Origin of the sequence: Rhizobium mesoamericanum STM3625, assembly GCF_000312665.1 — a bacterium.
Classification (GTDB): domain Bacteria; phylum Pseudomonadota; class Alphaproteobacteria; order Rhizobiales; family Rhizobiaceae; genus Rhizobium; species Rhizobium mesoamericanum.
Genome location: NZ_HF536773.1, coordinates 914,949 through 925,367, shown reverse-complemented (window position 1 = coordinate 925,367; position 10,419 = coordinate 914,949). Strand labels below are relative to the sequence as shown.

Sequence of the window (10,419 nt, the reverse complement as noted above, 5' to 3'; positions counted from 1 at the left end):
AGAAGCCAGTGCAATCGTCTTGACCGCCTGGTCGCCCTGGCGACCCGATAAAGCTTCGAATGTGGGGATATATCGGCCCTTGGGAATCGTGATGACAACAGGCTCACTGCCGCCAGCCATCAGATAATAGCGTTCCAGCTCCCGCCTGATGCGGCCGGCCTCGATCCGCACCGCGGGATCGCCCTGAGCATCAAAATTCTTCCTTCCGAAAACGACCTCGGCGATCGTGTAGGCCTTGAGGTAGTGGGATCGACCGGCAAGCGTTTCCGTCACGACATATGTCAGGAACCGCCGGGCTCGCTCCGGCAGATGGACCCTCTCGCTTGCGAGAATGCGTTCCAGCTGGTCTTGCACTTCCTCGACTGATGGCGTTGCGGGGGCCACGTCGCATGACCTTGCACTTACCATCGAATTCCCCTCGCTGCTGACTAAGCAATATAAATGTGTCGCAACTGATAAGCATGACCACAATGGTGTGACAATACCGCATTTGCACCGCTCACAATGCTTATTTGGCGTTGCGCGTCAAATGACGCTGTTTGAAGCGAGGTATTCTACCGTATTCTACGCCGCTCATCTGGAGAACCATAATACAGTATCTCCCAACGACTATACGCGATCACTGCGTTCAAGCTGTCGTTTGGGTACCAGGAGGGAGGTGGCGCGAATGGACAAGTCCTTCAATCGTCTAGGTGACACTGCGAGATGCGGTCTGGCGCGCATGTTGTTAAGATTGCCGGCGTCTCAGCGGGAGGCTGTCCGGTTAGCTGCGGCTGGTAGACCACGCCTGAAAATGCCGACGGCTAGTTGATCACTGTCGGCTGAACCCGGTCGACCGCGGCCCCGGCACGCGCAGCTCTGCAAGACGCGCTCCTGGTCCTCCGGACGCGCCAGGCGCATAGAAATCTCACGCTTTACCATCGGCATCAGCGCAGGGGCCTTCGCATCAAGCCAATCGAGTTCTCTTTTCGCTTGGTCGATCTTTGCGGTCGCACCCAGAATCGATGCCAGGACCATGCGGTGCATCGATTGTAGTTCAGATCAGACATTCGCGACCATAGTTCCGCTGCCTGAAGGTCGCCTCTCATGAAAGCGCACAGCGGTATCCCACTTGCCCGCCATGAGACGCAGGCCATATAGCAGTCAGCAAGAATGCAGGTCCGCCGGGCTACTATGAAGTCGGTTTGGCGACCATCGGCTCGAAGCGGTCCCTGATGGGGGCTGGTCATCCCAAGCTGAGCGACTGCGAGGCCACAACGAGGCTGATCCTCATGTCGTGCGCCCTTTAAGGGCCGGCGCTCAAAATTTTCAATCTCTCGCGAATCTGTCTTGCCTGGTCTGCGCTCGTGTAGCCTTCAGGCGGCGACACTCGTCTCGTTACCTGCGCGCATGCGTGTCTTGTCTTGAATCGTGAGGCTGTCTCTCGGCGGACGTCACGTCCCGCGCCCTTGTTATGCCTGCTCTGTGGCCGCCGCTCACTTCCCCCCATGTGAGCAGTCATTGCGTCTGCGGAGGGTCAAAGCCTGCGTGGGCAGACGTGCTTTCGCGCGCGATAAGGGTGAATCCCATGTCGATCTGTTCGAGGCCTGATCTCGTCGAGGCATCGAGAGCCAGGAGGACCTTCCCGGCAGCAAGTCTACCTGTTTCGTAGCGCCGGGTCGCGATTGAGGAGAGAGACGGGGCCGCACATGCCGCAAACTCGAGGTCGTGAAAGCCGATAATCGAAATGTCGTCCGGTACACGAATGCGACGCTTCCTGCACTCCTGCATAGCGCCAAGGGCCAAGTTGTCGTCGGTGCAAAAGATCGCTTCGGGTAGATCACCGCGATCGTGCATTTCGCCAAAGAGCTCGGACCCGAGCGCCACAGAACTGTGGCGCGGTCGAGGGGCAATTATTTCCAAACTTTTGAAGCCAACCTCATGCATTGCAGCGTGGTAACCGTCGAACCGCGACTGGGCGCGATGGTCGAGATTGCCGGTCAGGAATGCAATCCGCCGAAATCCGCGTTCGACGAGATGCCGGGTTGCAGTGTAACCGGCATCCTCCTGCGACATGCCGATATTGAGGTTAATCGGATCATTGGATAGTTCGAAGGTCTCGACAACGGGAAGGCGCGCCCGCACCAAAAGCTGACGCGACAGTGAGGTGTGGTGGGTTCCCGCGATGATGATCGCTTCTACCCGCTGACCCAGGAGTGCCTTGATCGCATTCTCCTCCTCTATTTCTGAATATCGGCTGTTCACAACGATGACTTGGAAACCCGCCGCTATCAGAACCTCATGCAAGGCAAATAAGTAGTCGGCAAAGATGACGTTGTAGAGCGTAGGCACGATCACGCCGATCATATGGGTGCGGGAGGAGGCCAGTCTGCTGGCCGCAACATTCGGGATATAACCCAACTGATCAATCGCGCTGTTGACGCGCAGCCGCAAAGCCTCCGAAACGACTGCCGGTTTGCGCAGCACTCGCGAAACGGTGATCGGGCTCACGCCCGCCAGGCTGGCAACATCGTCGAGAGTTATTCGCCGCATGGAAAGCCTATCCAAAAAAGAGCTCCAGGGCACGGGGATAGCCCGCAGAACGCGCTAATACTAGCATTTGACAGCGCTATCATCTGTGTTAACTTTTTGTTTGTCCGTCAAGGGACGGGGTGGATCCCTTCCGGACCAAGCATGCCAATTAGAATATTGGAGGGCGGGCTTGGTCCGCCTGCGGAGGAGAACATCCATGCTTAGAAACTTGAAAGCGAAGTCTGTGCGCGTTGCGGCAGCTTCCGCACCGATAGTTGCGCTGTTGTGCGGCACCGTATACGCGGAACCTAAAGTCGTGAAAGGACCTGCGGCAGATCCGGGCTGCATGACGCCCTGGGCTTCCGATACGCAGTTTTTACAGTATCCTAAGAAGGACGGCCCGTATCGCATAGCACTGGCCAATGGCTACATTGCCAACACATGGCGCATCCAGATGATCCAGACCGCAAAGGCCTATGCGGCGCAACCCGACGTCAAGGCAAAGCTGAAAGAGTTCAAGGTCGTTTCGACCGGCGAGGACGTGCCGGCGCAGATTTCGGCGATCAATAACTTCATCGACGCCGGCTATGATGCGATCATCGTCAATGCCCAGAACCCGACCGCTTTTGGCCCCGTGATCAAGCGCGCCAAGGAGGCCGGCGTCGTGCTCGTTGCCTTCGACAACACGCTGGATACGAAAGACGCAATTAACGTCAACGTCGACCAAAAGGGGCTGGGGGTCACTTGGGCCGAGTGGCTCGTCAAACACCTGCCCAATGGCGGCAAGATCTTGGAAGTAAGGGGGGTTGCCGGCACATCGGTCGATACTGACCGGCACAACGGCATCAAGGAAACGCTCGCAGCCTCAGGCAAGAAGTTTGATGTCACCGAAGTCGTCGGCAAGTGGGACGATGGCGTTGCCCAGAAGGCAACAGCTGATGCCATCGCTACAAACGGTCCCTTTGATGGCATCACCGCACAAGGCGGCGATACTGGTGTCGTTCAGGCAATGATAGACGCGAAGCATCCCTTCGTGCCTTTCGGCGGCGAAACCGAAAATGGCTTTCGCAAGCTCTGCGCTGCCCATGCCAGCGAGGGGCTGGTTTGCTCGTCGGCAGGAACGGGACCTGCCCAGGTGGCGGTCGCCATAAAGGTCGCCATCGCCGCGCTTGAGGGCCAGGTCGTTCCACAGGCCGTCAAGTTGCCGACGGCGCTCGTGTCGCATCCGGACTTCAAGAAGGATCAGGACTACTATCCCGATCAGTCCGACAACTTCTTCGTCGGTAATTCTTTCCCCACCTGTGGTATCAATTTCACGGCCCAGGAAATAATGGGGCAGACCAAGGAAAATCAATAGCAGCCGATGACTCTATCGAACCGACTGCGGGCACACGCGCCCGCAGTCGAGAGCGAAGTGCACCCGATGGGAGGGCGCGTAATCTTGTCAGAACCGCTGTTTCGCATGGAAGGCATATCGAAGCGCTACGGCGGTGTCACAGCACTCAACAGAGCTGATATCGCAATTCGACCAGGCGCGATTCATGCCGTGCTGGGCGAGAACGGTGCGGGAAAATCAACACTCATCAAAATTATGGCCGGTGTGACCGCAGCCGATGAAGGCCGGATGCTTCTGGACGGTAAGGATGTGTCGTTCCGATCGCCTGCGGCGGCCAATGCGGCTGGGATCGTGTCGGTCTTTCAGGAACTGTCGCTTGTTCCCGACCTATCCGTTGCCGATAACGTTGTCATTAGCAATCCACCCAAGCGTTTTGGCATGATCGACAGGCGTGCCCAGCGTCGGATTGCCGAGGAAGCCCTGTCACGCGCCGGCGCCTTCGACATTCATCCGTCATCGCTGGTTAAGGACCTCCCGCTTTCGCGCCGACAGATGGTCGAGATCGCAAAGGCTCTCGCCCGCAGACCGAGGCTGATGATCCTGGATGAGGCGACATCCGCTCTCAGCAAGTCTGACGTCGAGAAGGTATTCAGTGTCCTGAAGCGACTGCGTGCGGAAGGATTGGCGCTCGTCTACATCTCGCATCGCATGCATGAAATCGCAGAACTCGCCGACGAATGCACGGTATTCCGCAACGGGCGCAGCATCGAGTCGTACAAAGCCGGCACAAAGACCGATCAGCAGGTTATCGAGCTGATGATCGGCCGGGAATACAAAAGCGTATTTCCAGACAAACCGGGTGTCGAGATTTCGACGGCGCCCGCTCTTTCCTGCCGTGGCCTTTGCTGGGAGGATCGTTTGGCCGACATCGAATTCGATGCTCGCCCTGGCGAAATTGTCGGCGTCGGGGGCTTGGACGGGCAGGGGCAACGCGAACTCTTGCTCGCGCTCTTCGGTGTGCTTCGCGACGTCAGGGGCGACGTGCGGATCGATGGTCGCAGTGTGCGCTTGACGAGCCCGAAGGAGGCGAAATCTGGAGAAAACGGCATCGCACTCATCCCGGAAGATCGAAAGACCGAAGGATTGATGCTGCCAATGACGGTGCGAGAGAACCTGTCGATAGCTGCTCTCGGCAGCGTTTCACGCAATGGCATCATCGATCGCAGTGCGGAGGCAACCCGTGTCAACGAGCTCCTCGGACTTCTCTCCATCAAGGTGACGAACATGAACATGCCCGCGAGCAGTCTGTCCGGGGGAAACCAGCAGAAGGTTGTGATTGCAAAATGGCTGATGAACCGGCCGCGGATCATCCTGCTGAATGACCCGACACGCGGCATTGACGTTGGGACCAAGCAGGAAATCTATCAGCTGCTGCGAAAGCTTGCCGACGGTGGTGCTGCGATTGTCTTCTATTCCACCGACTATGATGAGCTGATCGGTTGCTGTGATCGTGTGCTCGTCATGTATGACGGTACCATTGTTCGAACGCTCGAGGGCGACGATATCAATGAACGTGAGCTGATCGGCAGTGCGCTGAACATCTCCGCCCAGCCGCTGGAACGGAGGACAACGCAGTGACAACAGCTACAGGTGGCGAGTGGCGGTTCTGGTACGAACTCAACAGGGGGACGTTCCTTGCGGCCGCCCTCTTCGCAGTAATGTTTGCGATCTACGTCTCCAACCACCCGGCAGGCTTCACGCCGAACGTCGTGCAGACAGCGGCCAACAAGGCGACATTACTGGCGTTCGTCGCCATGGCGCAGTGTCTCGTGGTAATCACAGCGGGCATTGACCTTTCTGCTGGGATGATCCTGGTGCTGTCGAACTGTCTCGCCTCCTGGCTGGTCGTCGGCACGCCGCTACAGACCAGTCTCGGCGTCGCGGCCGTCTTAGGCGCCGGGCTTGGCTGTGGCATGTTGAATGGCCTGATTATCATCTTCGGCAGACTACAGCCAATCGTGACGACGATCGCCACGAGCGCAATTTTCTTTGGGCTTGCCTTACTGTTGCGACCAATGCCAGGTGGCTCCGTCAACGAGAGCCTTGCAGATGTATTTACCTCGAAGCTCTTCGGGATATTCCCCAGCAGCCTCGTCGTGCTTGCAGCCACGATCCTGCTGGTGTGGGTTCCTTTCAGCAGATCGGTGTACGGCCGGGCGGCCTATGCGGCAGGCTCGGCAGAAAGTGCGGCTTACATGTCCGGTATGCCGCTTAAGCGGGCGAAGCTTACCGCTTACACGCTTTCCGGGCTTCTTTCGGCCATGGGCGGGCTTTATCTCACCTTCTTTTCCTATACCGGCGAAGCGGCCTTCGCGAGCGGCAATGCCTACACCCTTTACTCGATTGCCGCAGTCGTCCTCGGGGGAGTATCGCTGGCAGGCGGCAAGGGCAGCGCTATCGGAGCGGTATTCGGGGCGCTTGCGTTCCGCTCGATCGGCGATCTCCTTTTCGTCTTCGATCTTGACCCACTTTGGCAGCCGCTATTCCAAGGAATCGTGCTGATGCTAGCTATCGGCGTAGGATCGATTGGCCTGGCTCGCGTGCGCAACCGACTGGAATGGTTCCAATGAGCGAGGATGCATTCAGCATGCGGCATTCGATTGTTCCCGCTCGACTCCGAGGGAGAGATCCCGCCGTGGCGATTGCCTTTGGCTGCATCCTGCTGCTCCTCCTTGGCGGGTCGATCTATTCGTCCAACTTTCTATCGCTCGATTACCTCTTGCAACAGTTGAAAGTAGCCTCGTTTCTTGGGGTGATAGCGACGGGCATGATGATGGTAATCCTGCTGGGGCAGATTGATCTTTCCGTTCCATGGACAGTGACCGCCGGCGCGATGATGGCGTGCGCTGCAACAGCCTATGGAACAAGCGGCTCTGTTCTTGCTATTCCCTTCGGAGTTGCCTGTGGCGCAGCGATCGGTTTCGTCAATGGGGTTGCCGTCGCCTACCTGCGCATTCCCTCGATGATAATCACGCTTGCGACCAATGCGGTCGTGCAGGGATTGATGGTCGTCTACACCGGGGGGTTTTCACCGCAGGACTCGGCCTCCCGCGCGATGCGCTTTATTGCAACCGGCCAAACCATCTCCCCAATCCCGAACGGGGTTCTGGTGTGGCTTGCCGTCGGCATTCTCTCCGTCTTCCTGCTGACCCGAACCACGTTCGGTCGCTCGCTCTATGCTATCGGAAACCGGGAACGGGCGGCTTATATGTCGGGCATTGACACGCGGCGTATTACTTTGCTCGCCTTCGTCATCTGCGGGTCACTCAGCGCGCTTGGTGGCGTGTTGCTGGCTGGTTATGCATCAAAGGCTTCGCAGTCGATGGGCGATGCCTATCTCCTTCCGTCAATCGCGGCCGTGGTCCTCGGCGGAACCCATGTTCTCGGTGGAAAAGGGACCTATCTTGGTACTGTAGCCGGCGTAATCCTTATTACCCTGTTGCAGTCAATTCTTTCGGTGATGCAAATTGAGGAAGCTGGCCGCCAGCTCATCTACGGAGTGGTCATTATAGCCATGCTATTGCTCTACGGCCGGCAGAAGAACTGAAGGTTCATCGCGTTTGGCTCGTTCTGGAATTGCATTGTCTTTGTTGTGAGATCCTGAAGGGCGCAGGCGTCGAACACACCGCAACGAACAACGTGGTCCTGTTCGGCCGCCGACGAACAATAGCACTGAAGCCTGCCATCGAAGCCCTCTTCCTAGACATCGGCTCAAAGGTCACCAAAAGCGAACTCAAGTGGGGCTGACGCGCTCAACTGTGTGGAAGGGTCTGCGATAGCAGTACCTCAATAGAGATATCGGAAGTGCTGGTGCAGTCGTCAGGAACAACTTGCTCGTGCGGCGGTTATTTCGAAACGATAGCGGAGGTTCATTATGCGTGTTTGCTTTCCTCTCGCAGCAATTGTCGTGCTGACCATAGTTACCTCGGTGTCGGCACAGTCTTTGCCCGACGAAGCTGGACCGGCTGTAGGTCCGAGAGACTCTACTGCTCAGCAGGAGAGCATTACAAACCCGGGTGGTTTTGGTAAGTCACCGAGCGTAAAGGCAATCGACCCAAATCGTACTGACTCCACTGGCAAGCTCGACTGCAGACGGCAGAAAGATGTCAGGACTGAGAAGCGTGGTCCGGTTCGTAAGGACATGGATTGCGTGCGCTAGCCTGAGGGCTAAGCGACAACTTCCGCCATGTCCTGTGCCTTACTCTGAATGACCGATGGCCAATTGCCCCAGCATCCAGGCACCATCCTCGCTCTCAGCGATGCTCCGGCTGACGTACACAGCCCTTCCGTTCAACTATTGTTCGGGCCTCTTTAGCCCCAAAATCCATCGGTTGGTGGTGAAAACGGCGACGCTCTTGACCTTTCGCCAAAATGAGAACAAAATAAGAACATTCCCATGGAGGTTCTCATGACCCACACCGAGCAAGTCATTGCAAATGCTCTGGCAGTAGTTGCCGCGAGCCGCGCTGAACGAGAACGCGACGCAGAACGCCGCAAGCGTGTTTTTGGGAAGATCGAAACCGGCCTTCCACTGCCACGGATCAAGGGCCAGCAACTGAGCCTGGATTTGCACTGATGCTACCGACGACCAAGGAAGACGTCGATTTCGAAGTCCAGGCGGCTCTCGCCTGGCACGACGATGACGTGAACGCGACCATTGCCACGCTCCTCGAGGATATAAGACATCTGCGCTGTCAACTTGCTTTGACTGAAGGCGCTATGAGCCGTGGCATGACGCGTGGATGGAAGCCCGCATTTGAACGGAAATGAACATGCGCCACCGAAGGGGCATCGATCTGGCGCCGCCTGTCGACTATGCCGTCGATCTGCACCACGAAACGCTAGGATCACTTCAGGAGATGTTCGTGCTCGTGGCGGCTTGTCCGGTCTGCTTAAAAAGCGCGTCGATCGATCGGTGGGAACTTGGCCGAAGCGTAGGCAAACATATCACTCTTGCCAATTTGGCGAAGAAGCTGAAATGTTCGGGTTGCGGAAATCATGCGGGCAATAGCCTATTGTTAGGCAAGTTGCCGCGAGATTGACCGAAAACAATCGTGGGCAGACTCATCTCCAAGGAGCCACGCTCGAGGAGATGGCGTTCCAAAAACCCCTTCGAACGATGCAAATGGCCGTCACGGCTTGACGGACGGAACTAGCTGGGCAGATCGTGCTCAATGGCAACTGAATCACGTGCCCACTCGTATCTCCACCCGCCGCGGCGGGTCGTCTGGCAATTGCTTGAACGTCATTTAACGGGAAGATCTACTGTCCGGAATTGACGACGTTACGCCTGGATCGCGAGTCTTCGCACATGCTCCATGCCGAATAAGCCAAAATGATAATAAATCTGTGGTTTCGGCTGATATCAGATCGCGCTATTCTCAGGCTATGGAGATGAGACCGCTACTCTCACGATTGCGACCCGAAATGCAGGCGCCCGCCGTAGCAGACAAGCTTCACGAACTGGGCTTGGACATCGCACGTCTTCATTCTGATGCTCGGCAAGCCATTGATGCGGAACATGCCAGAATGTGCTCCGAAGGGTATTACGACGTTACTGACGTCGCCATTCGTCTGTTCGTTTGGTACGTGGTTGACAGTGGCCGATTCGATGCAAGATGCCTGACAAAACCGGGCACCATCAGCAGGTCGATTTTCACAATGCGGCAATGGGCGTCATCCGATCCTGCCCGTGCTGCAGCGATCGAAATCGAGATTACTGCGTTGAAGATCTTCCTGCTTCGAGCCTTTGAGAGTGTCCGTGCCCCGCGCCACGCCATCTTGGCTGCCGAGGACCGGCTGCTTGGAGCTTAAAACATAGTTGGCAACACGTCCCTTCGAACGGGGCGCACCTTGCCGTTCACTGTAGGGTATATCAAAATAACTTTGCCCTTGGCTCGAGATTGGCCAGGAGGCGTCGAGTCAAACTCCTAAGGGAGCGCCTAAACGGCCGCTCTAAAGCAAGTGCAATGCAGTTTGTCATTGGTATCGGCACGATGCGGACACGATCCAGGGGACTGGCGGCCGTATGCACAGCCCGCGATCCGCAACAAACAGCGGCGTGAAACCGTTCTTCTGACCACCGATATTGGAGGCTGGGTCCCCGATATCGTCCGCGCTAGTGTCCCGTGTTGACGCGGTCTCACCAAAAACAGCATTGTTGCTGCAAGCAGAGCAAAGGCCGTTCGATTAAGGCGCGCAAACCATCAGGCATCGACACGGCCGATCTTCAGGCGCCGCAGAGGGGGTGCTTCAATCATTTGCCTCTCGCAATTTCGGTTGCCGAAGAAATCGCGTTCTTCTTCGAAGAAACGGCTCTCGCGTTCCATCCGCCGAACAAAACCCTGGAAGATCGCAATGGGTGCCTTAGCCAAGGCTCGTCCGTTTCTGAGACCATTATCCATTTTCTCGGTTGCCCTTTTGGCCATAGGAGGCTTTTGGCGATCGCTCGTTGTTTGGATCAGCTGCGTCCGAACTCGTCGACGATGCGGATGATATCGTCCTCTCCGAGA

Annotated in this window: 8 protein-coding genes and 1 pseudogene; 6 read left to right on the top strand and 3 right to left on the bottom strand. The window is 57.0% G+C overall.

Annotated features, from left to right (window positions below; genetic code table 11):
• A pseudogene (locus BN77_RS24520) lies at nucleotides 1–408 on the bottom strand (hypothetical protein); the annotation flags it as partial.
• 1,089 nt (nucleotides 409–1,497) lie between these two features.
• A complete protein-coding gene (locus BN77_RS24510) occupies nucleotides 1,498–2,532 on the bottom strand; it encodes a LacI family DNA-binding transcriptional regulator (protein WP_007537163.1) in 1,035 nt (344 codons plus the stop codon).
• Nucleotides 2,533–2,728: 196 nt separating this feature from the next.
• Between BN77_RS24510 and BN77_RS24505 the strand changes: the two genes are divergently transcribed.
• The 6 genes from BN77_RS24505 (at nucleotide 2,729) to BN77_RS35035 (ending at nucleotide 8,677) form a co-directional block, all read left to right on the top strand.
• Complete coding sequence (locus BN77_RS24505) at nucleotides 2,729–3,868, top strand: sugar ABC transporter substrate-binding protein (protein WP_007537161.1); 1,140 nt, start codon at nucleotides 2,729–2,731, stop codon at nucleotides 3,866–3,868.
• Nucleotides 3,869–3,934: 66 nt separating this feature from the next.
• Nucleotides 3,935–5,485, top strand: coding sequence for a sugar ABC transporter ATP-binding protein (locus BN77_RS24500; RefSeq protein WP_040678417.1), 1,551 nt, complete (start codon nucleotides 3,935–3,937; stop codon nucleotides 5,483–5,485).
• Nucleotides 5,482–6,477, top strand: coding sequence for an ABC transporter permease (locus BN77_RS24495; RefSeq protein WP_007537157.1), 996 nt, complete (start codon nucleotides 5,482–5,484; stop codon nucleotides 6,475–6,477). The genes BN77_RS24500 and BN77_RS24495 overlap by 4 nt, the downstream gene beginning before the upstream one ends.
• Entirely contained in the window at nucleotides 6,474–7,454 is a 981-nt protein-coding gene (locus BN77_RS24490; RefSeq protein WP_007537155.1) for an ABC transporter permease, read from the top strand. The genes BN77_RS24495 and BN77_RS24490 overlap by 4 nt, the downstream gene beginning before the upstream one ends.
• Nucleotides 7,455–8,315: 861 nt before the next feature.
• Nucleotides 8,316–8,483, top strand: a complete 168-nt coding sequence (locus BN77_RS34245) for a hypothetical protein (protein ID WP_167540382.1) — start codon at nucleotides 8,316–8,318, stop codon at nucleotides 8,481–8,483.
• Nucleotides 8,483–8,677 carry a hypothetical protein gene (locus BN77_RS35035; protein ID WP_007537152.1) on the top strand — a complete coding sequence of 65 codons (195 nt, stop codon included), beginning with the start codon at nucleotides 8,483–8,485 and terminating at the stop codon, nucleotides 8,675–8,677. Before BN77_RS34245 ends, BN77_RS35035 begins: the two co-directional genes overlap by 1 nt.
• Nucleotides 8,678–10,113: 1,436 nt before the next feature.
• Here BN77_RS35035 and BN77_RS24465 read toward each other — a convergent pair.
• Nucleotides 10,114–10,281: a hypothetical protein gene (locus tag BN77_RS24465; protein ID WP_157224510.1), complete on the bottom strand. Its 168-nt coding sequence runs from the start codon at nucleotides 10,279–10,281 to the stop codon at nucleotides 10,114–10,116.
• Between the last annotated feature and the right edge of the window lie 138 nt (nucleotides 10,282–10,419).